The sequence below is a fragment of the Falsiroseomonas frigidaquae genome (genome assembly GCF_012163145.1).
GTDB lineage: Bacteria > Pseudomonadota > Alphaproteobacteria > Acetobacterales > Acetobacteraceae > Falsiroseomonas > Falsiroseomonas frigidaquae.
The window spans coordinates 111,502-136,515 of record NZ_JAAVTX010000006.1 but is presented as its reverse complement, the minus strand read 5'-3'; the positions used below and the strand labels follow the sequence as shown (position 1 = coordinate 136,515).

20 protein-coding genes are annotated in these 25,014 nt (G+C 70.8%); 8 read left to right on the top strand and 12 right to left on the bottom strand.

Annotated elements, in window-relative coordinates; genetic code table 11:
• Positions 1-161 precede the first annotated feature (161 nt).
• The 6 genes from HB662_RS29785 to HB662_RS20200 form a co-directional block, all read right to left on the bottom strand.
• A complete protein-coding gene (locus HB662_RS29785) occupies positions 162-293 on the bottom strand; it encodes a hypothetical protein (protein ID WP_280865095.1) in 132 nt (43 codons plus the stop codon).
• Positions 290-3,148 carry an ATP-binding protein gene (locus HB662_RS20220; RefSeq protein ID WP_168052134.1) on the bottom strand — a complete coding sequence of 953 codons (2,859 nt, stop codon included), beginning with the start codon at positions 3,146-3,148 and terminating at the stop codon, positions 290-292. The genes HB662_RS29785 and HB662_RS20220 overlap by 4 nt, the downstream gene beginning before the upstream one ends.
• Positions 3,149-3,425: 277 nt before the next feature.
• Entirely contained in the window at positions 3,426-4,289 is an 864-nt protein-coding gene (locus HB662_RS20215) for an alpha/beta fold hydrolase (RefSeq protein WP_171970264.1), read from the bottom strand.
• Positions 4,290-4,316: 27 nt separating this feature from the next.
• Complete coding sequence (locus tag HB662_RS20210) at positions 4,317-4,955, bottom strand: isochorismatase family cysteine hydrolase (protein ID WP_168052132.1); 639 nt, start codon at positions 4,953-4,955, stop codon at positions 4,317-4,319.
• Between the two features lie 140 nt (positions 4,956-5,095).
• Positions 5,096-5,869, bottom strand: a complete 774-nt coding sequence (locus HB662_RS20205) for an alpha/beta fold hydrolase (protein WP_245185814.1) — start codon at positions 5,867-5,869, stop codon at positions 5,096-5,098.
• A 37-nt stretch (positions 5,870-5,906) separates the two neighbouring features.
• Positions 5,907-6,899: a Bug family tripartite tricarboxylate transporter substrate binding protein gene (locus HB662_RS20200; RefSeq protein WP_168052128.1), complete on the bottom strand. Its 993-nt coding sequence runs from the start codon at positions 6,897-6,899 to the stop codon at positions 5,907-5,909.
• A gap of 178 nt (positions 6,900-7,077) precedes the next feature.
• On the opposite strand from HB662_RS20200, the gene HB662_RS20195 reads away from it, so the two are divergent.
• The 3 genes from HB662_RS20195 to HB662_RS20185 are packed head-to-tail and all read left to right on the top strand — an operon-like array spanning position 7,078 to position 10,334.
• Positions 7,078-8,274, top strand: a complete 1,197-nt coding sequence (locus tag HB662_RS20195; protein ID WP_168052126.1) for an amidohydrolase — start codon at positions 7,078-7,080, stop codon at positions 8,272-8,274.
• Positions 8,275-8,304: 30 nt separating this feature from the next.
• Complete coding sequence (locus tag HB662_RS20190) at positions 8,305-9,297, top strand: D-2-hydroxyacid dehydrogenase (RefSeq protein ID WP_168052124.1); 993 nt, start codon at positions 8,305-8,307, stop codon at positions 9,295-9,297.
• A gap of 56 nt (positions 9,298-9,353) precedes the next feature.
• Positions 9,354-10,334, top strand: coding sequence for a Bug family tripartite tricarboxylate transporter substrate binding protein (locus tag HB662_RS20185; RefSeq protein WP_168052122.1), 981 nt, complete (start codon positions 9,354-9,356; stop codon positions 10,332-10,334).
• A 103-nt stretch (positions 10,335-10,437) separates the two neighbouring features.
• Here the strand turns inward: HB662_RS20185 and HB662_RS20180 are convergent, their stop codons facing one another.
• Genes HB662_RS20180 through HB662_RS20170 form a run of 3 tightly spaced genes read right to left on the bottom strand, consistent with a single transcriptional unit; the run spans position 10,438 to position 12,483 of the window.
• Positions 10,438-11,010: a peroxidase-related enzyme gene (locus tag HB662_RS20180; RefSeq protein WP_168052120.1), complete on the bottom strand. Its 573-nt coding sequence runs from the start codon at positions 11,008-11,010 to the stop codon at positions 10,438-10,440.
• Entirely contained in the window at positions 11,007-11,471 is a 465-nt protein-coding gene (locus HB662_RS20175; RefSeq protein WP_168052118.1) for a CMD domain-containing protein, read from the bottom strand. Before HB662_RS20175 ends, HB662_RS20180 begins: the two co-directional genes overlap by 4 nt.
• A gap of 16 nt (positions 11,472-11,487) precedes the next feature.
• The gene (locus tag HB662_RS20170; protein ID WP_168052116.1) at positions 11,488-12,483 is read right to left on the bottom strand and encodes a Bug family tripartite tricarboxylate transporter substrate binding protein; all 996 of its coding nucleotides are present in this window, start codon (positions 12,481-12,483) and stop codon (positions 11,488-11,490) included.
• Positions 12,484-12,599: 116 nt separating this feature from the next.
• On the opposite strand from HB662_RS20170, the gene HB662_RS20165 reads away from it, so the two are divergent.
• Positions 12,600-13,595 (top strand): nitrile hydratase subunit alpha, encoded by a 996-nt coding sequence (locus tag HB662_RS20165; protein ID WP_168052114.1) that lies wholly within the window; start codon positions 12,600-12,602, stop codon positions 13,593-13,595.
• A gap of 80 nt (positions 13,596-13,675) precedes the next feature.
• Positions 13,676-13,939, top strand: a complete 264-nt coding sequence (locus tag HB662_RS20160; protein WP_168052112.1) for a hypothetical protein — start codon at positions 13,676-13,678, stop codon at positions 13,937-13,939.
• On the opposite strand, the gene HB662_RS20155 is transcribed toward HB662_RS20160, so the two are convergent.
• Positions 13,940-14,641 carry an isochorismatase family protein gene (locus HB662_RS20155; protein WP_168052110.1) on the bottom strand — a complete coding sequence of 234 codons (702 nt, stop codon included), beginning with the start codon at positions 14,639-14,641 and terminating at the stop codon, positions 13,940-13,942.
• Positions 14,642-14,765: 124 nt separating this feature from the next.
• Entirely contained in the window at positions 14,766-15,749 is a 984-nt protein-coding gene (locus tag HB662_RS20150) for a class I SAM-dependent methyltransferase (RefSeq protein ID WP_168052108.1), read from the bottom strand.
• Between the two features lie 284 nt (positions 15,750-16,033).
• On the opposite strand from HB662_RS20150, the gene HB662_RS20145 reads away from it, so the two are divergent.
• A complete protein-coding gene (locus tag HB662_RS20145; protein ID WP_168052106.1) occupies positions 16,034-17,911 on the top strand; it encodes a glycosyltransferase family 2 protein in 1,878 nt (625 codons plus the stop codon).
• Positions 17,912-17,918: 7 nt separating this feature from the next.
• On the opposite strand, the gene HB662_RS20140 is transcribed toward HB662_RS20145, so the two are convergent.
• Positions 17,919-19,391, bottom strand: coding sequence for a glycosyltransferase family 4 protein (locus HB662_RS20140; RefSeq protein WP_168052104.1), 1,473 nt, complete (start codon positions 19,389-19,391; stop codon positions 17,919-17,921).
• A 257-nt stretch (positions 19,392-19,648) separates the two neighbouring features.
• On the opposite strand from HB662_RS20140, the gene HB662_RS20135 reads away from it, so the two are divergent.
• A complete protein-coding gene (locus HB662_RS20135) occupies positions 19,649-23,812 on the top strand; it encodes a methyltransferase domain-containing protein (protein ID WP_168052102.1) in 4,164 nt (1,387 codons plus the stop codon).
• The gene (locus tag HB662_RS20130; RefSeq protein WP_245185781.1) at positions 23,809-24,996 is read left to right on the top strand and encodes a glycosyltransferase; all 1,188 of its coding nucleotides are present in this window, start codon (positions 23,809-23,811) and stop codon (positions 24,994-24,996) included. The genes HB662_RS20135 and HB662_RS20130 overlap by 4 nt, the downstream gene beginning before the upstream one ends.
• The last annotated feature ends 18 nt before the right edge of the window (positions 24,997-25,014 follow it).

Sequence of the window (25,014 nt, the reverse complement as noted above, 5' to 3'; positions counted from 1 at the left end):
CATGAAACTCCGCCTCGTATCCGGCTTGATGCCGGCACCAGGATAGCGTCCCGGTCCACCCGCCCATCGCACGGCGGCGGCAGGGACCAGATGCACAGGCTGGGCGATGCGGGGCCCGCCCGATTGACGCTTCGTGCCGCCGCGGCGGGGCGCGCGATTATTCAAGGCTTCTCGACATTCCAAAAGATGGGTGGGGCGGATGGGATCAGCCCGGCATCGGGCACCTCCTCCGGCGGCGCGGCGCGCCCCGGTGCGACGCCGGTCAGCAACAGCAGCAGCGCCAGGACTTTCATGACGGGCCGGCCAGAAGCGCCGAGGCCGCCTGCCAGTCGGCGGTGCCGTGCCCCTCGGTGAAGCGGGCCAGGACGGGCGCCAGGATCGGCTGCCGCGTCTCGGGCCGCAGCCGCGCCAGGCTGTTCGCGGCGCGCAGTTCCCAGGCCAGCGCGCCGTCGGCACGGGCCAGTTCCAGCGCACGCCGGAACAGTGTCTCGGCCGCGGCCGCAGGGCCTGCACCTGCGCCCTGGCGCAGCATCAGCTCGCCCCGTCCCCGCAGGATTTCGGGCGCGCACCAGGGGGCCTGGCCCGCCTCGGCCCGGGCCAGCGTCGCGTCGTCCCCCAGCTGGACATGCAGCGTCGACAGGATGTCGCGGTGGAACGGCCCGAGCGGCGTCGCGCCAAGCTCGATCCCGACCTCCCCCTCATGCAGCGCAAGCGCCGCCTCGTAGCAGGTGACCCAGGACCGCCAGTATTCGAAGGACAGGTTGGAGGACAGCCGCCGCAGCCTGGCCACCAGCGCCCTGGCCGTGGCGATGTCGCCGCTCCAGATGGCCAGCGGGCAGGCGGCGGCGACCAGCAGGTGGCACATCGGCGGCGGGTATTCCAGCTGCCCCGCCAGGGCCAGGGCATCCTGCACCACCTGGCCCGCCTGGTCGGCGCGCCCCTGGATCCAGAGGATGCGCGCGAGATGCGAGCGAGCCGCGACCTGATGGTCGTATTGCAGGAAGTTGCCGTGCGCGCTGCGCAGCGCCGGGGCGCGCCAGGCCAGCGCCTGCTCGGCATGCCGGCGTGCGGCGTCATGCCGCCCGGTCAGGTGCAGGCCCCAGGCCATGACCCGGTCGTGCAGCGCGCGTGCCTCATCCCCGCCATCCGCCTCGGCCAGCGTGCCGATGCTGCGGCAATAGGCCAGCGAGCGCGCGTAGTCGCCCATGACGCAGTGATAGCCGCCCATGCCCCAGGCGGCCTGGACCCGCAGCGAGGCCTCGGGCAGGTCCGCGACGAGCTCCGCCGCCCGCGCATAGGCCGCCAGCATGGCGGGCCCGGGACCGGCCGTGTTGTAGCATGCGGTGCCCAGCGCGAGATGGATCCGCGCGGCCAGCGCCGGGTCCTCCGCCAGCGTCGCGGCGCCAAGGTCCAGCGCGCGTTCCAGCCGCCCCCGGTACTCATCGACCAGTGCCAGCTGGAACCAGACCGGCGCGGACATGGCGGTGAGCCGGCAGCCGAGCCGCACATCACCCTCCGGCCCGAAAGCCCAGTCCAGGGCGAGCCGCAGGTCGTCGATGCCGCGGCAATAGGTCTCCCGCCACTGCGCGGCCGGCTGGTCCTTCCAGGCGGGGGCCGCGCCGCGCATCAGGGTTTCGCAATAGGCGGCGTGGCGGCGGGCGAGGGCGGCAACGCCAGCATTCTCCCGCAGGCGCTCCAATGCGTAGGCCCGGGTCGTGTGCAGCAGGCGGTAGCGGACCGTGTCGCTGCCGAGGTCGACCGACAGCAGCGACTTCGAGGCCAGCCGCGCGATCTGGTCGATGATGTCGTCCCGGTCCGTCTCCTCCGGCACCACGGCGATGGCGGCGTCCAGCGTGAAGCCGCCGGCGAAGATGGCCAGGCGGTGCAGCACCTGGCGCTCCGCATCCGAAAGGATGCCGTGGCTCCAGTCCAGCGTCGCCCGGAGTGTCTGCTGGCGCGGCAGCGCCGTGCGGCGTCCGCGGGCCAGCAGGCACAGGCGATCCTTCAGCCGCTCCGACAATTCCTGCACGCTCAGCATGCCGAGTTGCGCGGCGGCAAGCTCGATCGCCAGCGGGATGCCGTCCAGCTGCCGGCAGATACTCGCGATCAGCTGCGCGGCTGGTTCGCTTGGCCGGAAGCTGTCGCGATGCGCCGTCGCGCGTTCCACGAAAAGCTGCACGGAGGGGTAGAGAAGGATGTCCTCCGCCACCTGCGCAGCTTCCTCGGGCGGCAGGCCGAGCGGCTCGACCCGATGCACCCATTCGCCCTCGGCCAACAGCGGCTCCCGGCTCGTCGCCAGGATCCGGAGCCCCGGCACGCCCCGCAGCAACGCCTCCGCCAGGCGCGCCGCGGCATCGATCAGGTGCTCGCAATTGTCCAGCAGCACCAGCACCTTGCGGCGGCCCAGCGCCGCGACAAGGCCAGGGGTGGGCGACTGCGACGGCACCGAGAGCCCCAGGGCGGAGGCGACGGCGGAGGGCACCAGCGCTGGATCGGCCAGCGGTGCCAGGTCGACGAAGCACAGGTCGCGCATTCCGCCATCGAACAGCACCCAGCCAGCCGCCAGGGCCAAGGTGGTCTTGCCGATGCCCCCCGGCCCGACCAGCGTCACCAGCCGCCGTTGCCCCACCAGATCGACGATCGAAGCCAGTTCGGCATCGCGCCCCACCAGCCGCGTCAGCAGCAGTGGCAGCCGCGCTGGAGCTTCGGCCTGGGCCTGCGGATTGCCCGCGGATATCTCCCCGGCCGCGATGCTGACAACCGGGGCCACGAAGCTGTAGCCCTGGCCCGGCACATTGAGGATGAAGCGCCGGTCGCCCTGGCCATCGCCGAGCACCTTGCGGAGCCCGGCAATATGGACCCGCAGATTGGCATCCTCGACATAGATGCCCTGCCAGACCTGGCTGCGGATCTCCTGGTGGCTCACGACCTCGCCCGCGCGTTCGGCCAGCAGCAGCAGGATATCGAAGGCGCGGTTGCCGAGGCGCAGCGGCCGGCCGTGCTCGGTCAGCACCTTCCGGGCCACTACCAGCTCGAAGGCGCCGAAACGCAGGCGGCGCAGCGTCTCCTGCCCGTCGCGCGGCTCCTGCCCGTCGAATCCCGCCTGCAGGCCGATCCCTGGATCGGCAGCCCGCGATTGCAGCAACATGGCCCACCGCCTTTGCCCTTCGGCATCTGAGGCCGGCGGGCCCTGCGGGCGCAATCATACGAACGTATAGGTGCGGTCGGCGTTAAGCATCCCACGGCCGCCGGGCGAGGCGTGCCGGTTCAGCCGCGGGCGAAGGCGAGCAGGGCGGCGTTCAGGGTTTCCCGGTCCCCAGGGCGGCCGGCAGCGGCGCTTGCCGGAAGGCGCCGCCATCGGACGCGCTTGTGCTGGAGCGACCGGCAGGATTGCGCACCATGACGCGCCCCCGGCCGATCCGGCGTCAGCCCGTGCTGCGCACGAAGCTGGCGATGCAGTCGGCCGCGGCCTCGGGGTACTGGTGGTGCGGCCCATGGCCGCTGCGCGGGAAGGTGAGAAGCTGCAGCGTCGGCAGTTGGTGGTTCAGCGCGTACCAGTTCTCGACCGGGAAGACGATGTCGTGGTCGCCGCCGATATGCAGCACGGGAACGGTCGTCGTCTTCAGCAGCGCCAGCAGGCTGTCGACAGGGAAGATCGGGTTGGCCGGGGCGCTGCTGATGGCGGCCTTGGCCCAGGGCTGCGGCACCGGGATGCTGCGTCCGGCAATGCGCCCCGCGATCCGCTGCACCGAACGCCGCGCCGCCTCCCTGCTATCTGCCGAGGCGGGCTCGAAGAACAGGATGGTCTCGTCCTCCAGCGTGTAGTCCGGCTTCGTCGCCGTGTCGTAGAACAGCTGCTCCCCCGCCTTCACCAGCGGCCCCGGCGGCGTCGTGCCGATCAATACCGCGTGGCTGATGCGGTCCGGGAACATCGCCATCGCGAGTTGCGCCGCCATGCCGCCGAGCGACCAGCCGCTGATCACCACCTTGCCGAGGCCCAGCGCTTCGATGAGGTCGCCGGCATCCTGCGCGAGCGCCGGCGGATCATAGGTGGGCGTGCCGCTGGACAGGCCGAGGCCGGTATAGTCGAAGGTGATGACGCGCAGCCCCTTCGTCGCGAGGGCGTCGAGGAAGGCGGGATCCCAGATATCCATGTTGCCGCGATAGCGGGCGCAGAGCACGATCGGCGTGCCATGCCCGATCGAGCGATAGGCCAGCCGGCGGCCCTTCACCTCGACGAACTGGTTGGCCGCATTCGTGGCGGTGGCGCCGGACATGATCGAATCCATCTCGTCTCTCCTGGTGCTGCGCGTGGGTCAGTCCGCCAGGCTGCGCGACGGCAATTGCGCCAGCAGCTCCATGGTGGTGAGAATCGCATGGGCGTAGGTCGGGCCGTTCAGCTCATGCGCCGCATGCATGCGGTCCTGGCTGAAGGCAGCCGTCGCATCGCGTACCAGCGTGACGTGGTAGCCGAGCTCGACGCCGAACTTCGCCGTCGTCTCGATGCAGGTGTTGGCAAGCAGGCCGATCAAGACCAGCCTTCGGATGCCATGCTGCTTCAGCTGCATGTCGAGGTCGGTGTTGGCGAAGCCGCTGCTGCCCCAATGCTCCTTGACGACGACATCACCCGCCTGCGGCGCGAATTCGGGACGCCACTCGCCGCCCCACTCGCCGCGCGCGAAGACCTGCACCGCGGCGGACTGCTTCTGGTAAGGCGTCGCATGATGCCAGCAGGCGAAGTCGCCAGGCTCCGAGCGATGATGGGGGACGATGAAGACCTGGATCCCGGACCGACGCACTGCCGCCATGATGGTGCGGAGGTTGGCCAGCAGGCCGACCTCCTCCGCCACGGTCTTCACCAGGGGCCACATCTTGCCGCCCTCTGAGAGAAAGTCGTTGTAGGGGTCGATGAACAGCAGCGCGGTTTCGTCTGCGGCGTAGGGTGCTTCGGGCATGACGCGGCCTCTCGACGATGTCGTGCGGGAGGAATGACCCTCAGGCGCCCCGCTGCATTGTCGGAAGTTGCGTTCTCCTGCGTCAGCGAGATGCGGCGGCGAGGGGGGGCGATGATACCGGCCCGCCCCCTGATCCTGCGTCAGTGGCCCTTCAGGAAGTCCAGCAGCGCCGCGTTGAACGCCTCCGGCTGCTCCCAATAGGCGGAATGGCCGCTTTCGCGGATCACGACGCCCTGCACCCGTGGCAGGCAGCGGAGGAACAGGCGCTGGATCGCGGGCGGGGCCCACAGGTCCGCATCGCCATTCACCATCAGGGTCGGCAGCGCCAATTGGCGCAGCGCCTGCCAGGTGATCCGGTTCACCGCCGCCTGGCGGAAGCGCCCGCCGGGATGCGCGCGGCGTTCCAGGGCGAGCCAGCGCGCGACACCCTCCGGGTTCTCGGCGCGGTAGCTCGGGCCGAGTTCCTGGAACTCGATGGGAAGCTCGGTGAAGCCGGCCGGGCGCAACCGCGCACCGAGCTCCAGGTAATCCTCGTCCACGACGCCCACGATGGTGCAGGCCAGCGTCAGGCTGCGAAGCCGGGCAGGGTGCGACAGGGCGAAATCGGTGGCGACCAGCCCGCCGGCGGCGGTGCCGACCAGGTGGCAGGTCGCCACCCCCAGATGATCGAGCAGGCCGAGCAGGTCGCCGCTGCCGGTGCCCGGTGCATCGCGCGGCCCGGCTTCGGAGCCGCTATAGCCGCGCCGGGAATGGGCTATCACCCGGTAGCCGGCGCCGCGAAGGGCGGGAAGCTGATGTTCCCACACATCCTTGCTGCCACTGGCCGCATGCAGCAGCACCACGGGCGTTCCCGGCCCGCCGGTGTCCCAATAGGCCAGCCGGACATCCGGCAGCGCCAGGATGCCCTCGATCATCGCCACCTCGGCATGCAGGCCACTGCCTGGCGGCGGCTCATTCGCCGCGGATCCCGGCGGAGCGGATGATGGCGCCGAATTGCAGGTTGTCCTCCCGCAGATCCTCCGCGAGGCGTGCCGGCGACCGGTAGCTCGGCTCCACGCCGCCGCGCGCCAGGCGCTCGATGAAGGCGGGCTCGCGCGTCGCCGATTCGACGTGGGCGGCGAGGATATCGACGATCTCCGGCGGCATGCCGGCCGGCCCCATCAGCGCCTGCCAGCCGGAGGTGCGGACATTGGGGTAGCCCTGCTCGGCCAGGGTGGGCAGGTCGGGAAACTGCGGCAGGCGGCGTTCACCGACCGCGGCCAGGCCTCGCATGCGGCCCTGCTGCACGTGCTGGATCACCACGGTGTCGATCATGAAGTCGACGTCGCCCGTCATCATCGCCTGCACGCTGGGGGCCGATCCGCGGAACGGGATGTGCAGCGCTTCGAACCCGGCTTCGCGGCGGAACATCTCCGTCATGATGTGCAGGGTCGAGCCGATGCCGGAGCTGCCGTAGTTCAGCTTGCCCGGATTGCGCTTCCCGTATTCCACCAGCTCGGCCAGCGTGGTGACCGGCAGCGAATTCCGCACGGCCAGCAGACGCTGGGATTCGCTGATATTGGCGACCGGCGTGAAATTGGTGGAGTCGAAGCCGACATTGCTGAGATGCGGCAGGATCGAGAAGATCGCATTGCCTGCCAGCAGCAGCGTGTAGCCATCCGGCGCCGCGGCCGCGACCGCCCTGGCGCCGATCGCGCCATTCGCACCGCCCTGGTTGATGGTCACGACCTGCACGCCGAGCCGTGGAGCCAGCGCATCCGCGATCAGGCGGCCAACCAGATCGCCGGTGCCGCCGGGCGTATAGGCGATGATCAGCCGCACCGGACGATCCGGGTAGAGCGCTTGGGCCGGCGCCGCGATGGCCGCCGACAGCACACCTCCGAGCAGCCAGCACCACGACAACCGCGCCGCCGCCATCGCGACGCGTCGCATCAAGGCTTTCATCGCCGTCTCCTTCCCTCGCGCGCCCGGTCGGCGCCCGTTTCAGTGATGCTAGCGCGCCGCGGGAAGGAGGCGGCAGGCAAGTCGTCGCGTTTCATCTGTCGGAATGTCGCGCCCGCGCGCGTGCTTCCGCATCAGGCCGATCCGGTCTTTCATGGCCCTTGCCCCGGGAGAAAGCGCCATGACCGACCTGCTGCTCACCAACCTTCGCCTGGCCGATGGCAGCACGCCGCGCATCGCCATTGCCGGGGGGCGCATCGCCGGCATCCTGCCGCAGGGCGCGCCGGAGCCCGAGGCGGCGGAGGTGCTGGACCTCGGCGGAGCGCTGCTGCTGCCCGCCCTGGTGGATGGCCACATGCACCTGGACAAGACCCTGTTCGGCCTGCCCTGGCAGCCGCATGCCGCGGAGCCCTTCCGGCAGAGCCGCATCGACACCGACCAGCGCCTGCTGCCCAGCCTGCCGCTGGCCACCGCCGACCGGGCAGGCGAGCTGATCCGCCGCTGCGTCGTGCATGGCACCGCGCATATCCGCACCCACGCCGACATCACCCCCGCCTTCGGCCTGGCCGCGCTGCAGGGCGTGCTGGCGGCGAAAGCGGCGCATGCCCATGCGGTGACGGTGCAGGTGGTGGCCTTCCCGCAGGCCGGCGTGATGCGCCAGGGCGGCAAGCCGATGCTGGACCTGCTGGATGCGGCGGTGCGGGAGGGGGCGGACCTCGTCGGCGGAATCGACCCCTGCGAGGTGGACCGCAACCCTTCCGGCCAGCTCGACGGCATCTTCGCGGTGGCCGAGGCGCGCGGCGTCGGCATCGACATCCACCTGCATGAGCCGGCGGAGCTGGGGCTCTACAGCCTGCAGGAGATCTGCGCGCGGACGAAGGCGGCGGGGATGCAGGGGCGGGTCACCATCAGCCATGGCTTCTGCCTCGGCGGCATCGCCGAATCGAAGCAGAAGGCGGCGGCGGCGCTGATGGCGGAAGCGGGCGTCGCGCTCGTCACCCATGGCGCCGGCGGCGCCACCCTGCCGCCGCTGATGCTGCTGCGGCGCGCCGGCGTGCGGGTGTTCTGCGGCAATGACGATGTACGCGACACCTGGAGCCCCTACGGCAATGGCGACATGCTGGAGCGCGCCGCGGTGATCGGCTGGCGCGAGGATCTGCGCACCGATCCGCTGCTGGAGGAGTTGTTCGCCATGGTCTCGGCCGATGGCGCCGCCGCACTCGGCATCGCGCAGCACGGCATCGCGGAGGGCCATGCGGCAAATCTGTTCAGCATCCCGGCCGAGAACGTGCCGGAGGCGATCGGCCAGCACCCGCCGCGCGGCCTGGTCTTCCATGCCGGGCGGCTGGTCGCGCGCGATGGCGCCTGGGTGGGTTGACGCGCGCCGCCGGCCTGCGAGGTTTCGCCCATGCATATCCATATCCAGAATCCGCACGACGAGAAGCTGTTTCCCGTCACCCCCGCCCAGGTCGAAGCCGCCCTGTCCCGCCACCCCGGGATCGGCCGGCCCGAGATCACCCTCGCCGATGACGATGCCGGCTTCGCGAGCGCGATGCAGCAGGCCGAGGTGCTGCTGACCTGGACCCGGGTGGTCAAGGCCCGCTTTCCCGTCGGCGCTCTGCCGGGCATCGCGCCGAAGCTGAAGGTCATCGCCTGCACCTCCGCCGGCCTCGATGGCCTGTCGCCCTTCACCTGGCTGCCGCCGGAGGTGGTGCTGCTGAACAACCGCGGCGCCCATGCGGCCAAGGGCGGCGAATTCGCGCTGATGTCGCTGCTGATGCTGGCCAGCCATGTCCCATTCTTCGGCACGCAGCAGCGGGCCGAGAGCTGGACCAAGCGCTTCGGATCCGTCCTGGCCAGCCGCACCGTCTGCATCGTCGGCCTGGGCAGCATTGGCGGCTCCGCCGCGCAGCATGCGAAGGCCTTCGGCATGAAGGTGATCGGCGTGCGCCACAGCGCCACCCCGCATCCGCATTGCGACGAGGTGGTGACCACGGCGGCGCTGGACCAGGTGCTGCCGCGCGCCGAGTTCCTGCTGCTGGCCTGCCCGCTGACGCCGGAGACGCGCGGCCTGATCGACCGCCGCCGCATCGGCCTGCTGCCCGCCGGCGCCAAGCTGGTGAACATCGCGCGCGGCGCGGTGTGGGACCAGGACGCGGTCTGCGATGCGCTGGAGACCGGCGCGCTGGCCGGCGCCGTGACGGATGTGGCGATCCCCGAACCGCTGCCGCCGGGCCACCGCATGTGGCGCACGCCGGGGCTGCTGGTGATTCCGCACGTCTCCTCCGACGACCCCGCCACCTACAATGACGACACGCTGGACATTCTGTTCCGCAACCTGCTGGCGATGCAGGCCGGGCAGCCGGCGCCGAACCGTGTGGAGCCCGGCCGAGGCTATTGATGGCGGTGGGCGGCAGGCCGTAGCGTCAGCGCCTTCCGAATGATGGAGCCGCCGCCATGAGCCTGACCCGCCGCACGCTTCTCGCCGCCGCGGCGCTGGGGGCCGCTGCCCCCGCCCTGGCCCAGGCGCCCGCCTGGCCGTCACGCCCGGTGCGCATCATCCTGCCGGCGCCGGGCGGCGGCGGCACGGCGGATACGCTGGCCCGCATCTTCGCGCAGGAGATGGAAAAGCGCATCCCGCAGCCCGTCATCATCGAGAATCGCGGCGGCGCCGCCGGCAATATCGGCGCGACCGCGGCGGCGCGGGCGGAGCCGGATGGGCACACCATCCTGTGGAGCTGGGCCGGCACGCTGGCGACCAACCCCGCCATGTACCGCGACATGCCCTTCGACCCGGTGCGCGACTTCACGCCGGTGATCCTGCTGGGCAGCGTGCCGAACATCCTGACGGTCAACAACGACCTGCCGATCCGCGACCTGGCGGCCTTCACCGCCTATGCCAAGGCCAATCCGGGCGCGATCAACCACGGCACCACCGGCAACGGGTCCTCGATGCATCTGGCGGCGGAGCTATTCGCCTCCCGCACCGGGACGCAGCTGACCCATGTGCCCTATGCCGCGCCGGCGGCGGCGACCACGGACCTGATCGCGGGGCGCATCCAGGCCATGTTCAACCTGGTGACCGGCGCCAAGCCGCTGGTGGAGGGCGGACGCGTCCGCGCCATCGCGGTGCTGTCGGAAACCCGCGTGCCGCAATTGCCGGATGTGCCGACCACGACGGAGCTCGGCATGCCCGGCCTCGCCTTCGGTACCTGGTTCTGCCTGATGCTGCCGAAGGGCGCCGACCCGGCGCTGGTGGCACGGCTCAACACCCTGGCGAACGAGGTCCTGTCCGACCCCGTAGCCGCGCAGCGGCTGCAGGCCGCCGGCATGGCCCTCGATGGCGGCGGCCCACCGGAACGGCTGGCGACCCTGCTGCGGGAGGAGCTGGTCCGCCACGCCGAGCTGGTCCGCATCTCCGGCGCGCGGGTGAACTAGCCATCCACCCGGAAGCCCTCTCCACCCAAAGGGGGGAGAGGGTAGGGTGAGGGGGGCTCGTCCAGGCGCGAGCGCGTTCCAGGCCCCTTGTAGACTCGGCCGGTCACATGCTCCGCGGCAGCAGCGGGTCGCCCAGCGTCAGCATCAGCCGGTTGGCATTGGCGAACATGGCGATGGAGTGGATGAGGTCGAGGATCTCGAGGTCATCCAGCCCCGCCGCGCGCAGCGGTGCCAGGTGCCGAGCGGTGGTCGCGCCGGGGTCGCGGGTCAGCGCCTCGGTGAAGTCGGCGATCGCCTTGCGGCGCGGATCCGGCTCCGCCTCCCAACCTTCGTCCAGCAGCCGCTGCATCGCCGGCTCGTCGTTCGTCAATTCGGAAAAACGCTTGGCGTGGACGGAGGTGCAATAGACGCAGCCATTCACCATGGAGACGACGGCGGTGGACAATTCCCGGTCCGCCCGGTCCAGCCCGCCCTCGGCATACATGACGATGTTGAACAGCGCGCCGCGCTCACCCAGCGAGCCCGGGTCATGCGCCAGCGTCAGGAAATAGGTGGAGCGCCGCACCGCCGGCGGGCAGGCATCCAGCGCGGCCAGCTGTTCCGGCGTCGCCGTCTCCGCCTTCACGGGGGCGAGGCGCGGGCGCCAGCCGACCGGCTTCAGGGTGAACCGGCTCATGCGGCCTTCTCCTGCATCAGGGCGCGCAGCCCGGCCAGCAGCCGGACCTGGTAGGGCACGAAGGCGATGAGTTGGGTTGCCGCCACGATATCGCGCGCGGTCAGGCCGAGCGCCGCCAGCCCGTCGATATCCGCCTTGGCCGTGCCCTCCGGCTGCATCGCCACCTTCTCCGCATAGGCCAGCAGCGCCACCAGACGGGGGGAGGCTTCCGGCGCCGGGGCTAGGCCGGCGAAATGCGCGGCGAGCGCCGCATCACCCTCCCGCTCCGCCACATGGCGGGCGAGTGCCGCGCGTTCGGCCAGGGTCAGCCCGCCGGGGTCGGCGGGCAGCAGCAATTCGCGATAGGCGCCCTCGGCATGGCGCAGGGCTTCCGGGCGCTGCCGGCGCAGCGCGCCGATCGCGCTGTCCGGCGCCAGGCCGAGAAGGTCTTCGATGAGGTCCGGTAAGGGGAGGTCAGGCAAGGGGTTGTCCCGCTGGCTATTGCACCAGGATGTTGCCCTGCCGCACCACCTCGCGCCAGCGGGCCAGTTCCGCCGTCACCAGCGCGGCATATTCCGCCGACGGCACGGGCCGGGGCTGGGTGCCACGCTCGGCCAGCTGCGCCTGGATCGAGGGGTCGGACAGCGCGGCGCGGGCGGCATCGCCCATGCGCGCCACCACCGCATCCGACGCGCTGCGATGCGTGTGCAGGCCGAACCAGGCCTCCGAGGCGAAGCCCTCCAGGTTGAACTCGGCACCCAGCTCCGCCAGGGCGGGTACATCGGGCAGCCCCGGCAGCCGCGCGGGGGCTGTGACGGCCAGCGGAATGACGGTGCCGGCGCGGATCTGCGGCAAGGCGGTCGGCAGGTTGTCGATGAAGGTATCGACCTCGCCACCCATCACCGCGACCATGCCGGGGCCGGCGCCGCGATAGGGCACGTGCTGGAAGCGCGCGCCGGTCTGCTGGTTGATCAATTCGCCGGTCAGATGGGTGGAGGTGCCGTTGCCGGCGGAGGCGAAGGTGCGGATGCCGGGCCGCGCCTTGGCGTCGCGCAGCAGCGCCCGCACATCGCCGCCGGGCACCTTGCCGGGATTGGCGACCCAGACATTCGGCACCGTCACCATCAGTGTCAGCGCCTTGAAATCATCCTGCGGATTGTAGGTGAGGTTGCGGTACAGCGCCGGCGCGATGCCGTGGGACGCGATCTGCGAGACGAACATCGCATGGTCGTCGCCTTCGCGCGCGAAGCGGCCGGCGGCGGTGGTGCTGCCGGCGCCGGGCTGGTTCTCCACCACCACGGCGCGTCCGAGCTTGTCCCGCATCGCCATCGCGATCAGGCGCGCCACAACATCCGTGGTGCCGCCGGGCGGGAAGGGTACGATCATCCGCAGGTCGCGGCTCGGCCAGGATTGCGCGAGCGCGGGTGCCGCCAGGGCGGCGCTGGCGGCGGCCAGCAGGATGCGGCGCCCGAACAGCGCGGAATGGCTCGTCATGCAACGTGTCTCCCTTGTTGATTGTCCTGACCTTCGCCCGGACGCGCCGCGCTGTCGAGGCTTTCAGCCGCGCCACTGCATGGTTAGCCTGCACGCCGCATGCCGGGAGAAAAGCCATGGACGACCTGCCCCACGACCATCCGCCGCACGATGCCGGCGGCCGCTTCGATGGCCCCGTGCAGCGGGCGGAACATGAGGCGGCGCATTGGGAGAAGGAGGCGGATGCGATCCGCATGCTGCTGTCCGATGCCAAGCGGCGGATCTTCACCACGGATGAAAGCCGCCGCGTACAGGAACAGCTGGATTCCGCGACCTACTGGGCGATGCCGTACTACGAACGCTGGATTCTCGCCTTCTCAAGCCTGCTGATCGAGAAGGGCATCGTGACCGAAGCCGAGGTGCTGGCGGAGGAACAGCGGCTGCGCGCCGCCGGCCTCGATGTGGTGGAAGACCACCACAACCATCACGACGACCACGGCCACGATCACGACCATCACGACCATGACCACGAGCACCACCCCTACCAGGAAGACCATGACGCGGCGGAGGAGCGGCTTTCCCCGCTGCGCCTGCGCGGCGTGGCGATGCGGAACCTGCTGCTGGCAAAGGGCGTGCTGACGGCGGCCGAGATCCGGGAGGAGATCGCGCGGATGGATGCGCGCGGCCCGCACAACGGCGCTGCCATCGTCGTTCGTGCCTGGACCGATGCGGATTTCGCGCAACGGCTGGCGGATGACGCGGTGGCGGCTGCGGCGGAACTCGGGCTGGATGCGGCGGGCACCAAGCTCGCCGCGCTGTTCAACACGGAGACGCGGCATCACCTCGTGGTCTGCACGCTGTGTTCCTGCTACCCGCGCAGCATCCTCGGCCGCCCGCCCGCCTGGTACAAGAGCCGCGCCTATCGAGCCCGCGCGGTGCGCGACCCGCGCGGCATCCTCGCCGAATTCGGCACGATGCTGCCGCCGGGCGTGGAACTGCGCGTGCACGACAGCAATGCGGAGCTGCGCTACCTGGTGGTGCCGAAGCGACCCGCCGGCACGGAAGGCTGGGACGCGGACAGGCTGACGTCGCTGGTGACGCGGGATGGCATGATCGGGGTCACGCGCATCTGAGCGCGGCACCCTGGCTTCACGCCGCCGTTGACAGCCGCGCGAGGGCACGGAGGTTTCACGGATCCGTGATGGGGTTTCCGATGATGCGCCTCTGCTGCCTGCTCGCCCTCGTTGGCCTGGCCTTTCCCGCCCAGGCGCAACGACGGGACGAGCTGGTCGGTCGCATCGGCAATGTCAAAATTGACCGCGTCTTCGAGAATGGCCGCTACGACCGCTGCCATGGCGAGATCCCGCTGGAGGTGACTGTGGACGGCACCACCTTTCCCTATCGCCTGCAGGGCGTGACGATGGAGCAGGTCTTCCTTGCAGTGGAGAACTGCGGCACGCGCAACGCGCCGCGCTGATCACTCCGCCGCGCGCGCCACGCCGAAGCGCGCGTTCAATTCCCGCTCGATATAGTCCAGGCTTTCGACATCGGCGAACTTCATGTCCAGGTCGAACAGGTTGGCGCGATGGGCGGAGGGGCTGCGGTCGCCGCAGGCCTGCTCCACCAGCACGGTGCGGAAATTGTGGGAGAAGGCGTCCATCGCGCCGGCCCGCACGCAGCCGCTGGTGGAGACGCCGCAGATGATCACGGTATCCACCTCGTCATAGCGCAGGAAGGCCTCCAGCGGCGTCGCGAAGAAGCAGGAGGGCTTGTTCTTCATCACCACACGGTCCTGCTCACGCGGGGCATAGGCTTCCGGCCATTCATCGGCCCGCGGATCGCGGCTGTACTGGTAGTCGTTCGCCGTGCCGAGCTTCAGGTTCCAGATGCCGCGATAGCTGGGATGCGTGCGGTCGTCGCGGCGGCTGTAGTAGATCGGCAGGTCGAGGCGCCGGAACAGCGCGGTCAGCCGCGTCAGCGCCGCGATCAGCGCCGGATCTTCCCGCCCGCATTGGGAATAGGCGGGATCGACGAACATGTAGGTGGTGTCGATGTTCAGCAGCGCCGGGCGGCGGCCGATGCCGATGCGGCGCGCGAAGCCGCCCTTGCGGTAGGTCTCCAGCTCCTCATCCGGCACGAAGCCGCGCCATTTCGCCAGCTTCTCCAGTTCCTCGGTCATCGTCGCCTCCTTCATTGCCGGCGAACGGTCGCGAAGCAGGCGGCCTGCGTCAAGCCACAGCCGGCAGGCCGGCCAATCACCCAGCCGGCAGGCCGGCCAATCACCCAGCCGGCGGGCCGACCAGTCACACAGCCGGCGGGCCGGCGGAATCGCACAGCCAGCCGCGGATCGCCACCTCCCGCCGCCGCTGCGCCTCCAGCGCCGCCAGTTGCACGCCAACCTCCGCGGCGTGGCGCGTGGCGATGCGGCTGCGCTGCGGCGCCAGCAGCATGTTCAGCTCCATGCCGAAGCCGGACTGGCTCATCATCAGCGCCAGGCGTTCCGGCGCACCATGGGCGAGGCCTTCGGGGCTGAGCATCCGCGCCAGGCTGTCATCGGTCTCGAACACCAGGCCGGTGCTCCAGGCCAGCGGCACGAAGCCCGTCGCCTCGCACAGCGCCGGAATCACGCCGGGGGACAGCATGTGCAGGTGCTGCGGGTAGTTGACCCAGGGGTTCGCCTTGAAGCCGCGCAGCACGGAACCGGCATACATCGCATTCGGCACCGCGACGAAGAGAAGCCCATCGGCGGACAGCGCCTGCCGTGCCAGGCGCAGCACCTGCACCAGCTTCGGGTCGTGTTCCAGCACATGCAGCGAGTAGATCAGATCCACCGGCGCCGTCAGCCGGCCGAGCGCCGTGACGTTGTCCGCCGCCTCCAGCGCCATGTTGCCCTTCACGCTGCGGCCCTCGGCCACGGCGCCGGCGTTGATGTCGAAGCCGCGCGCGGCGATGCCACGGCCGGCCATGTCATGCACCAGCCCGCCATAGGCGCAGCCGAGTTCCACGCTGTTCTGCGGCATGCGGCCGGCGAAGTGGCGCACGCCTTCCAGGATGCGGTCGGCGTGGTAGCGGTTCTTGTCCGCCTCGTAGTCGGTTTCCACCGTGTAGTAGACGGTGGAGGCCTTCTGGTAGGTGTGCAGGTAGTAGGCTTCCAACTCCTCCGGCGGCGGCGGGTCGAAGAACACGTAGCCGCTGGCCCGGTCCGCCCGCGCCGCCACCTCCCGCCCATTGAAGGGCAGGGTGACCCTGCGGCCGAACTCGACCAGATCCTCGGCTTCGACGTTCAATGGCTTTACCTCGGCTGACTTGATGCGGCGCGAGCCAGGGCGTCCCACAGGCTGGTCCCGCGAATGCCGCGTATCACGTCTGTCGCAACGCGGCGTGTCCTTGCCGAGGCAGCGCAAGTCGATCGCGACGAAGTGAGGGACCGGCCGAGGGCGGAATTGCACGTTCCGCAAAACAAACCGCCCGTGGCAAGCACAGCGTGATTGAAGGCACGCCGGCCGATGCTTGCCGCGGGGCCGCGCGCGCCGCTACCTCAGGCCGCGTGACTGCAAGGCGCCTGCTTCCCATGTCCTCCACCACATCCGGCCCGGGTCCCTTCGCATCGATCGAGGAAGCCCGCCGCCTGGCGCCACGCATCTTCGCGCTCTACCGGCTCGGGCTGGGTCGCGCGCCGGATGCGGCGGGCCTGGCAGGGCTGGTGGCGGCGCTGCGGCGGGGCATGGCGTGGGAACAGGCGGCACAAGGCATCCTGGCCTCCGAGGAGTATCGCCGCCGTGCGCCCGACGCGGCGGAGCTTGGCAGCACGGCCGCATCGCTGGCCGAGCAGGCGGCGCGGGAGGCGGATGCGGACGCCGCGCCCCTCTTTGCCCGCATCTTCCCGGAGGGCGCCAGCCTGGCCGATGCCACCGCCTACCGCCTCTGGATCGAGGCCTACGGCACCCTTTCGCCCGATGATGAGGCGGCCATCCGGGCCAGGCTGGACGGGCAGGGGCCGCTGGTCTCCGTCTGCCTGCCGCTGGATGAAGGCCCGGTGCTGCCGGTGCTGCACAGCATCCGCGCGCTGCGCGCCCAAATTCACGACAAGTGGCAGCTCTGCCTCGCCGCGCCGCCGGGCCGCGTGGCGCCGCTGCGGGATGCGCTGCGGCGCGCCGGCATGGCGCCGGTCGAGCCGGTGGGGGAGACCCTGGCACAGGCCGTCGCCGCCGCGGAGGGCGAGTTCCTGACCGTGCTGGAGCCGGGCGACGCGCTGGCGCCGGAGGCGCTGGCCGAGCTCGTGCTGGCGCTGCGGGCGGCGCCGGATCTGGACATGGTCTTCGCCGATGAGGATGCCATCGCCCCCGGCGGCCAGCGCATGGCGCCACGCTTCAAGCCGGGCTGGAGCCCGGAGCCGCTGCGGGCTTCCGATTCAGTGGGCCGCCCCGCCTTCCTCCGCCGCAGCGCCATCGCGCAGGCGGGCGCGATGCTGGAAATGCTGCGCCAGGTCGCACTGGTGCGGCCGCAGGCGGTGCGCCACATCCCTGCCGTGCTGCTGCACCGCGCCGCGCCGCCGCCGATCGAGCCGCGTAGCGCGCCAGCGGTGTGGGACCGGCAGCCGATGGTCTCCATCATCATCCCGACGCGCGACCGCGCCGACCTGCTCGGCCCCTGCATCGAGGGCATCCTGCACCGCACGGAGCACCAGGCGCTGGAGATCCTGCTGGTTGATACCGGCAGCACGGAGCCTGAAGCACTGGCGCTGCTGGAGAAGCTGGGCACCGAGCCGCGCATCCGCATCCTGCACCGGCCCGGCCCGTTCAACTGGTCCGCCGCCAACAACCAGGCGGCGGCGGAGGCGCAGGGCGAGGTGCTGCTGTTCCTCAACAACGACACGCTGGTGACGCAGCCCGGCTGGCTCGGCGAGTTGGTTGGGCAGGCGATGCGGCCAGGCATCGGCGTGGTCGGCGCCAAGCTGCTCTACCCGGACGGGCGCGTGCAGCATGCCGGCGTGGCGCTGGGGCCGGAGGGGCGGGCGACGCATATCCAGCGCTTGGCCCCCGGCTCGGCACCGGGCTACCTGGCGCAGCTTGCGGTGGTGCGGGATGTCGGCGCCGTCACCGGCGCCTGCATGGCCATGCCGCGCGCCGCCTTCAACACGCTGGGCGGCTTCGAGGCGGAGCATCTGGCGCTCGAATGGTCCGACATCGAGATCTGCATCCGCGCCCGCGCGGAGGGATTTCGGGTGCTCTACACGCCGCATGCGGAAATGCTGCACCTCGAATCCGCGACGCGGGCCGATGCGGGTTCGCCCGAGCGCATTGCGCGCTTCCGGCGCGAGCAGGGTTGGGTGATGCAGCGCTGGCCTGAGGCGATGCAGCACGACCCCTTCCTCAATCCGAACCTGCTGGCGACGGATGACGACATCGTCCTCGCCTCGGCGCCGCGGGTGGCGCGAAGCTGGCGGTAGCCGCCAGTCAGCGCTTCGCGCGCCCCAGCTTCATCAGCAGCTCCTCCCAGCGCGGCATCAGCGTCGCCGGGCTGTAGAGCTGCGCCTGGCGCAGACCGGTTGCGGCGAGCTGCGCCAGGTAGCCTTCCTGCGCCGGCAGTTCTGCGAATTGCGCGATCAGCTCCGCCATCGCCTCCGCGCTGTAGGGGTCGAAATACTCGGCCGCCTCGCCATAGACCCAGCGATGCACCGGGATGTCGGAGGCGATGACCGGCGTGCCGCAGGCCATGGATTCGACGCCCGAATAGTCGAAGCCCTCGGCCCGGCTCGGGCTCACCACGCAATGCGCGGCGGAATACAGCCGCCGCAGTTCCGGAAGCGGCACGGCCGAGAGGTGATGCGCCGCGCCGCGCTTTACCAGCTGCTTCAGGGCCGCCATCTCGGCGTCGGAGCGCCAGCCGGGATTCGCCACGATGACCAGGCGCATCGGCACCTGGCTCATCTGCTGCGCCATCTCGAAGGCCTCGAACAGCTTCATGTAGTTCTTGCGCGGCTCCAGCGTGGAGACCGCCATCACCAGCCGGGTGCCCTCGGCGGGTGCGCTGACGCCACCGCCGGTCTTCGGGCTGGCGCGGCGGGACAGGATCTCCTGCACCATCGGCCAGGAGATCGGCTCCGGCCGGTAGTCGGAGGACAGCAGCGCGGGGATGGTGAGCACGCGGTGCTCCGCCTCGGGGAACAGCTTCAGCACATCCTGCCGCACCGGCTCCGAATCGCAGACGAAGGTGGCGCCGGCGGCCATGTTGCGCGCCATCATGCGGCCATGGCTGGTGGCGTGCGGCCAGGGGTCGCCGATGGTGTGCGGGCTGGTCAGCGGCAGCGCGTCGTAATAGCGCACCACCATGTGGGTGCTGGCCGGAAGGGCATAGGGCGAGACGCTGGCGGCGAAGAACAGGTCGTAGCCGGTGCTGTCCAGCTTCTTGGCGAAGGGCTTCGGCAGCATCGCCAGATGGCGCGCATTCTCATGCCCCAGCTCGGTGGCGAAGAACTGCGCCTTGCCGATGATGTTGCGACGGTCGGGCGGCAGGGTTTTGTCGAACAGCTTGGTCCAGAGGTAGTCCTCGAAGATCTCGCGGTCGATCGGCCGGTCCAGCGTTTCCGCACGGTGCGCCGTGACCAGAGCGGAAAAAGGATAGAGCACGCGATTCCGGATTCGCCCCGGCAGCAGCCGCAAGGGCAGGGGCAGCGGGTGCCGGCGGCTGTCCTGCGCGATCACCATGCGGGTCTGCTGCATCACGTTCTCGTAGGCCGAACGCGCCGCCTTTTCGCGTGGAGCGCGATGATGGATGCCGGAGGCGAGGCCCGCCAGGGACCTGAAGGGCATCTCCGTGAAATGGGCGAAAAGCAGCCGCAATTCCTGTGGGATACCAGCAAATCCCTCGTAGCAATTCCGCAGATCCACCAGCAGCGAAGGGGCGGTATCCGGGCCTCGGCTATCCATCTCACCATCCACACGTAGGCCGCTCCGGACCGTCCGGAAGCGCCGTGCAGGGCTTAGGCCAAGCGCGCCCGGCGGCAAAGACCTCTGGCGGCGCACGGGCGGGGAACCTATCAACCCAGCCAGTCTTCCTATGGGATGATGAAGAAGGTAACGGGATTGTGTCGGACAGGATGCCGGTGATTCAAGTACACACGCGGAGCGACGGAAATTTCCGCTTTCTGCAACCTGCCGACGCGCTGCCCTTCACTGGGGAGCGAATGACCAGTTCGGTCCAGGGTCAGATCGAATTCGAGCACCTTCACCGCTACTGCATCGCGCGCGACTTGTGCGATGGCCTTGATGTCTTGGACGTGGCCTCCGGCGAGGGCTATGGCGCGGCGATTCTGGCCGGGCTGGCGCGCAGCGTGGTCGGGGTGGAGATCGACGCCGCCTCCGTCGCGCATGCCCAGGCGCAATATGCGCATGACAGGCTGCGCTTCCTTTGCGGCGATGCGCAGGCGCTGCCGCTGGAAGATGCCAGCATCGACCTGGTGGTGTCCTTCGAGACGCTGGAACACCTGCCCGACCAGGTTCGCTTCCTGTCCGAGGTGCGCCGCGTGCTGCGCCCCGGCGGCATGTTCCTGGTGAGCACGCCGGAACGCATGGTCTATTCCGCCGCCGGCAGCGACCCCAACCCGTATCATGTGCTGGAGCTGACGGAAGGCGAGTTCGGCACGCTGCTGCAGCGCCACTTCGCCAGCAGCCAGGTGCTGCGCCAGCGACCGGTGCTCGGTTCGGTCGTCGCCGGTGCGCCGGAAGGCGAGTGGCGCAGCTATGAGCGTCGCTCGAACGACATCATCGAGGCGACTAGTGGCTTGGCGCGACCGCACTACCTGCTCGGCCTGGCCGGGGACGGGCTGCTGCCGGTGCTGGCTTCCTCCGCCTATCTCGACCGGCGGCGGGTGCATGACGTCATGGAGGCGGCGGCACGGCTGCCCGAGGCGCATGCCCAGCTTGCAGCCGTGGTGGCGGAGCGTGATGCGGCACGGGCGGAGACGCAGGCGCTGCGTCAGGAACGCGACGTGACATTGCCCGAGGCCCGGCTGGCGCAGCAGGAAGCGACACGCCTGGCCGCGGAAGCGCGTGACCTGGCCGAAGCCCTGGCCGCCGAGCGCAGCGCCCGGGAAGCTGCGGAAGTCGCGAGCCGCCGCGCAGTGATGGAACGCGACGAGGCACGGCGTGGCGGCGCCGCGGCCGTGGAAGCCGCGCTGCGCCAGCAGCGTGATTCCGCCCGTGCGGAACTGGCGCGCGTGCAGGCTGAAGCGCATGCGCGGCTGCATGCCGTGCAGCAGGCACGCGAACGTGCGGAGTCGCATGAGGCGCATCTGCTGACCCTCCTGCACAACATCCACACCAGCACCGGCTGGCGCGCCCTGGGTCCGATGCGCTGGTTCGGCCGGCGCCACCCCGGCGCGGCGCGCTGGTTGAGCCGCGGCGTGAAGGTGGCCTGGTGGACGGCGACTCTGCAGATCGGCCACCGCTACCAGCAATGGCGGCAGAACCAGGCAAGGCTGCGCCTGGCCGCGCCCGAGGCGCCCACCCCCCTCGCGCCGCCGGCCGAGCCGGCCCCGCAGACCACGCAGCAACCCGCGACGGCGCCACCCTCGGCCCCCGCGGCGGCGCCCGCGTCGCGGTTCATCACCCCATCCGTGGCGATGACCCCGCCGCCGCCAGCCCGACGCGACCTGCGCCAGGCCTTCCTCGGCCAGCATGGCGACCTGCCCATCGCCTTCCCGGCGGTGGAGGCGCCCGATGTCTCCGTCATCATCCCGGCCTATCGGGGTCTGGAGGATCTGGAGGCCTGCCTGCGATCCCTGATCGCGACGCGGGATGGCGGGCCGTCCTTCGAGGTGGTGCTGGTCGATGACGACCCGGCCAATCCGGTGCTGCCTGCCATCCCCGAAAGCCCCGGGCTGGTGCGGCTGCCGAATGCGGAGAATCTCGGCTTCCTGCACAGCTGCAACCGGGGCGCCGCGAAGGCGCGCGGGCGGCACCTGTGCTTCCTGAACAGCGACACCATCGTGCAGCCCGGCTGGCTGGCGGCGCTGGTCGAGGTGGCGGAGACGCTGCCGGGCGCGGGGCTGGTCGGCGGCATGCTGCTGAACCGCGATGGCACGGTGCAGGATGCCGGCTGGCGCATCCTCGGCGATGGCTGGGGCTACCCGATCGGCCGCAACGCCTCGGCCGAGGATGGCGCCTATACCTACCGCCGCCCGGTCGATTGCGTGACCGGCGCCTGCCTGCTGGTGCCGCGCGCCGTGTTTGACGCGCTGGAGGGCTTCGATGCGCTCTACGCCCCCGCCTTCTACGAGGAATTCGACCTCGCCTTCCGCGCCCGCGAGCGTGGCCTGTCGGTGATCTACGAGCCGCGCTGCCGGGTCGTGCATCTCGGCAGTGCCTCCTACGGCGCGGAGGCGCGGGACCGGCTTTCCGCCACCAACCATGCCCGCTTCGTCGCCCGCTTCGCCGACGTGCTGCGCAAGCACCCGTGGGATCGGGGCGATGCCTTCGAGCTGCGCCATGCGGCGGGGGAGGGGCCGGTGCTGTTCGTGGCGGACAACGCCGTGCCGCGGCCGGACCGCCACGCCGGCGACGTCACCATGTTCCGCTACCTGGACCTGATGGCCACCGCCGGCTGGCGTGTGGTCTTCGCCCCGATGGATGGCGTGGCCGAGGGCGCGGCGGCGGAGGCACTGGAAACCCGCGGCATCGAGCTGGTGCGCGCGCCGCGCTCGCCGGAGGATTGGCTGGCCGCCCATGGCCGCCACCTGCACGCCGCTTGGCTGGCACGGCCCGAGGTGGCGCAGCGCCTGATCGGTCCGGTGCGCGCCCATAGCGGCGCCATGCTCGCCTACTACACGCACGACCTGCACCATCAGCGCATGCGGCGGGAGGCGGAAATGCGCGACGATGCGGCGCTGCACGCCGAGGCCGACCGCATGGAAGCCACGGAAACCGCGATCTTCCGTGCCGTGGACCGCGTGACGACGCCGAGCGAGGCCGAGGCCGCCATCATCCGCGCCCTGGTCCCGGGGCGGGAGGTGGTGGCGATCCCGCCCTATTTCTTCGAGGATGCCGAGATCCATTCGCATGACGCGGCACATTTCGCGACGCGCCGCGACGTGGTCTTCGTCGGCGGCTTCCCGCATACGCCGAATGTCGATGCCGCGCTGCTGCTGGCGAACGAGATCATGCCCGCGGTCTGGCAGGAGGAGCCGGAAGCGCGGCTGGTGCTTGTCGGCTACGCCCCGCCGCCGGAGGTGCAGTCCCTCGCCGGGCCGCGCATCGTGGTGACTGGCCATGTGCCGCAGGTCGAGCCGTATCTGGAGGCCGCGCGGCTGAACCTGGCGCCGCTGCGCTATGGTGCCGGGGTCAAGGGCAAGGTCGTGCAGGCGCTGCAGAACGGCGTGCCCGTCGTCACCACCGCCGTGGGGGCGGAGGGGATCGACCTGGTGGCCGGGCAGGATGCGCTGGTGGAGGACAGCCCGGCCGGGCTGGCCGCCGCCGCGCTGGCGCTGTTCCGCGACGCCGATCGCTGCGCCGCGCTGTCCGAGGCAGGCGCGGCACTGGTTCGCCGCCGATTTTCCCGCAGCGCCGGGCGGCGCGCCGCCGCCACGGTGTTCGACACGCGCCGCTGCCCGATCTGCGGCTCCGCGCGGCTGGCACCCATCGAGGGTGCGGAACTGCGCGAATCCATCCGCTGCCTTGGCTGCTACGCGCTCGGCCGCAGCCAGGCGGTAGCGCAGGTGCTGCTGCAGCGCTTCGGGCAGGGTGCGGAGGAATCGCTGACGGAGCTGCTGCGCGCCGCGCCGGCGCTGCGGGTGCACGAGTTGGGCTTCGTTGGCGGAATTGAAGGCACGCTGCGCGGCTGGCCCGGCTATTCCACCTCCGAGTATTTCGACGGGATTCCGCCAGGCCAGCCCGGCCCACATGGGGTGCGCTGCGAGGATGTGACGCGGCTGACCTTCGCGGATGCCAGCTTCGACGTCCTGCTCAGCCAGGATGTGATGGAGCATGTACCGGATCCGCGCCGCGGCTTCGCGGAAACCTTCCGCGTGCTGCGCCCTGGCGGCGCCCATATCTTCACCGTGCCGCAGGACCGCGACCTGCGGCACAGCGTGACGCGCGCCCGGATCGGCGCAGGTGGCGTCGAGCATCTGCTGCCGGCTACCTATCATGGCGACCCGGTGCGTCAGGAAGGCGCGCTGGTCTTCACCGACTTCGGCCTCGACCTGCCGGAGTTCGTCGAATCCGCAGGCTTCGCGTTGCGCGAGCATGAGGTGTGGATCCCCGGCGCCGACCTGCCGCTGCGGGTGTTCGAGGCGGTGAAGCCGGGCGGGTCCGCCCGTGAGGCTGTGAAGCCGTGCGGGTCCGCCCGTTGAGCCTGATCCACCGCACCTGGAGCCTGCTGCCGCGCCGCATGCGGCGGGAGGCGCTGTTCAGCCTGATGGCGCTGCGCGCGCCGCGCCTTGCGCGCCCGGCGCCGGATGGCGCGGGGTCGCTCACCCATGCCGGCTATTTCGGCGCGCTGAGCGGCCTGGGCACCGCTGCGCGCCGCCTGCAGGCGGGCCTTGTCGCGCGCGGGCTCGATGCCGCCATGGCCGATCTCACCCAGCCACTGCGCCAGGGGCCCGTCAGCCAGGGTTCGGCAGGCCAGGATATCGGGGCCGCGCCGCCGGAGGCTGCGCCGGGCCCGGGCACGCTGCTGGTCCATGTGAATGGGCCGATGTTGCCCTGGGCGTTGGCGGTGCTCGGCCGGCAGGCGGTGGCCGGCAAGCGCGTGATCGCAGTGTGGAACTGGGAATTGCCGGTGCTGCCGGCGGATTGGGCGCGCGGCTTCGAATGCTGCCACGAGATCTGGGCCGGATCCCATTTCACCGCGGCAGCCTTTGGAAACCGCGTGCCGGTGCGTGTCGTGCCCTATCCGGTGCAGCCCGCCAGCCCCGCCGCGCTGGACCGGGCCGGGCTGGGGCTGCCGGAACACGCCTTCATCACGCTGCAGATCTTCGATGCCGCCTCCTCCATCGCGCGGAAGAACCCCGCAGCCAGCATCGCCGCGCACCACCAGGCCTTCGGTGACGACCCGAACCACCTGCTGCTGCTGAAGGTGCACAACACCGCCCGCGCCGGGGAGGCCTGGCGCGAGGTGGCGGCGCTGGCGGCGGCGCGTCCCAATGTGCGGGTGCTGGATGCGGCGATGGCGGAAGCCGAGCTCTCCGCGCTGATGCTGGCCAGCGACGTGCTGCTGTCCCTGCACCGGGCGGAAGGTTTCGGCTTCACCCTGGCGGAGGCCCTGGCACTTGGCCGGCCCGTGGTGGCCACCGGCTGGTCGGGCAACCTCGACTTCATGGATGCGCCCGGCGCGCATGCGGTGCCGTTCCGCCTGTGCCCGGCGGCCGACCTGCAGGATACCTACGACGTGCCGGGTGCCGAATGGGCGGAGCCGGACATCGCCGCCGCCGCCGCCCTGCTGCGGCGCATCGCGGCCGACCCGGCGCTGCGGCGACCACCGCCACGCGCCTTCCCGCCGCCGGATTACGGGGCGCTGCTGCGGCCATCAGGCTGAAACGGCAGTCTGCCCTCC

Excerpts from the sequence above, each read along its gene's own strand:
- HB662_RS20200 (WP_168052128.1), bottom strand. The coding sequence starts at position 6,899 with ATGAAAGCCTTGATGCGACGCGTCGCGATGGCGGCGGCGCGGTTGTCG.
- HB662_RS20190 (WP_168052124.1), top strand. The coding sequence starts at position 8,305 with ATGCATATCCATATCCAGAATCCGCACGACGAGAAGCTGTTTCCCGTC.
- HB662_RS20185 (WP_168052122.1), top strand. The coding sequence starts at position 9,354 with ATGAGCCTGACCCGCCGCACGCTTCTCGCCGCCGCGGCGCTGGGGGCC.
- HB662_RS20140 (WP_168052104.1), bottom strand. The coding sequence starts at position 19,391 with ATGGATAGCCGAGGCCCGGATACCGCCCCTTCGCTGCTGGTGGATCTG.
- HB662_RS20205 (WP_245185814.1), bottom strand. The coding sequence starts at position 5,869 with ATGATCGAGGGCATCCTGGCGCTGCCGGATGTCCGGCTGGCCTATTGG.
- HB662_RS20145 (WP_168052106.1), top strand. The coding sequence starts at position 16,034 with ATGTCCTCCACCACATCCGGCCCGGGTCCCTTCGCATCGATCGAGGAA.
- HB662_RS29785 (WP_280865095.1), bottom strand. The coding sequence starts at position 293 with ATGAAAGTCCTGGCGCTGCTGCTGTTGCTGACCGGCGTCGCACCGGGG.
- HB662_RS20210 (WP_168052132.1), bottom strand. The coding sequence starts at position 4,955 with ATGCCCGAAGCACCCTACGCCGCAGACGAAACCGCGCTGCTGTTCATC.
- HB662_RS20160 (WP_168052112.1), top strand. The coding sequence starts at position 13,676 with ATGATGCGCCTCTGCTGCCTGCTCGCCCTCGTTGGCCTGGCCTTTCCC.
- HB662_RS20220 (WP_168052134.1), bottom strand. The coding sequence starts at position 3,148 with ATGTTGCTGCAATCGCGGGCTGCCGATCCAGGGATCGGCCTGCAGGCG.
- HB662_RS20170 (WP_168052116.1), bottom strand. The coding sequence starts at position 12,483 with ATGACGAGCCATTCCGCGCTGTTCGGGCGCCGCATCCTGCTGGCCGCC.
- HB662_RS20135 (WP_168052102.1), top strand. The coding sequence starts at position 19,649 with ATGACCAGTTCGGTCCAGGGTCAGATCGAATTCGAGCACCTTCACCGC.
- HB662_RS20215 (WP_171970264.1), bottom strand. The coding sequence starts at position 4,289 with ATGGATTCGATCATGTCCGGCGCCACCGCCACGAATGCGGCCAACCAG.
- HB662_RS20180 (WP_168052120.1), bottom strand. The coding sequence starts at position 11,010 with ATGAGCCGGTTCACCCTGAAGCCGGTCGGCTGGCGCCCGCGCCTCGCC.
- HB662_RS20165 (WP_168052114.1), top strand. The coding sequence starts at position 12,600 with ATGGACGACCTGCCCCACGACCATCCGCCGCACGATGCCGGCGGCCGC.
- HB662_RS20195 (WP_168052126.1), top strand. The coding sequence starts at position 7,078 with ATGACCGACCTGCTGCTCACCAACCTTCGCCTGGCCGATGGCAGCACG.
- HB662_RS20155 (WP_168052110.1), bottom strand. The coding sequence starts at position 14,641 with ATGACCGAGGAACTGGAGAAGCTGGCGAAATGGCGCGGCTTCGTGCCG.